Here is a 1,052-nt window from a genome sequence, read left to right as displayed (position 1 = left end):
CCCCGGACCGTGTGGTCCAGGGCGGCCACCGCGAGCCGAGATCAGGACTCGGCGGGGGTTTCGGTCGCGGCCTCGACCGCGGCGACGGCCTGCTCGCCGTCGGCGGCAGCGGTCTCGGCACCCTTGAGCAGCTCCTGCTCCCACTCGGCCAGCGGCTCGGTGGCGGCACCCGCCTCCGGCTTGTCGGCGCCGTTGCGGGCACCCGAGCGCGCGATGAGACCGGCGGCGGCGGCCTCGGCCACCACCTTGGTCAGCAGCGCGGCGGAGCGGATCGCGTCGTCGTTACCCGGAATCGGGTAATCGACCTCGTCCGGGTCGCAGTTGGTGTCGAGGATCGCCACGATGGGGATGTGCAGCTTGCGCGCCTCGCCGACCGCGATGTGCTCCTTCTTGGTGTCCACGATCCAGATGGCGCTGGGAACGCGCGCCATGTCGCGGATGCCGCCGAGGGTGCGGTCGAGCTTGTCCTTCTCGCGGGTCAGCAACAGGATCTCTTTCTTGGTGAGACCCTGGAAGCCACCGGTCTGCTCCATCGACTCCAGCTCCTTGAGGCGCTGAAGACGCTTGTGCACGGTGGAGAAGTTGGTGAGCATGCCGCCCAGCCAGCGCTGGTTCACGTAGGGCATGCCGACGCGCAGCGCCTCGTTGGCGATGGCTTCCTGCGCCTGCTTCTTCGTGCCGACGAAAAGGATCGAGCCGCCGTGGGCGACCGTCTCCTTGACGAACTCGTAGGCGCGGTCGATGTAGGTCAGGGTCTGCCGCAGGTCGATGATGTAGATACCGTTGCGGTCAGTCAGGATGTAGCGCTTCATCTTCGGGTTCCAGCGGCGGGTCTGGTGCCCGAAGTGCACGCCGGAATCCAGCAGTTGCCTCATGGTGACGACGGCCATGCCGTGTGACTCCTTGGATCTGTCTCGGTTGTTCCTGGCGCCCGCGCCGAGCCGCAGTAGCTACCGCGGACCGAGAGGCGTTCCCCGATCACGATCGGGGACGGGCGTTGTGATGTCGGTCCAGCTTGCGCCGGGCCGCCTGGCTAGTGTACGGGACCGAGT

The 1,052-nt window shown here is 67.6% G+C and carries 1 protein-coding gene; it reads right to left on the bottom strand.

Annotated features, from left to right (window positions below; all coding sequences use genetic code 11):
- Positions 1-41: 41 nt before the first annotated feature.
- On the bottom strand, positions 42-890 hold the full coding sequence (gene rpsB / locus ACRDSQ_RS16880) for a 30S ribosomal protein S2 (RefSeq protein WP_431422278.1): 849 nt from the start codon (positions 888-890) through the stop codon (positions 42-44).
- Between the last annotated feature and the right edge of the window lie 162 nt (positions 891-1,052).

The organism is Actinokineospora sp. (genome assembly GCF_050699995.1).
Classification (GTDB): Bacteria; Actinomycetota; Actinomycetes; order Mycobacteriales; family Pseudonocardiaceae; genus Actinokineospora.
The sequence above is the reverse complement of the archived record's forward strand: the minus strand, read 5'-3'. Positions and strand labels throughout refer to the sequence as shown.

Coding starts and splice junctions, on each gene's coding strand:
- rpsB (WP_431422278.1), bottom strand. CDS start 890: ATGGCCGTCGTCACCATGAGGCAACTGCTGGATTCCGGCGTGCACTTC.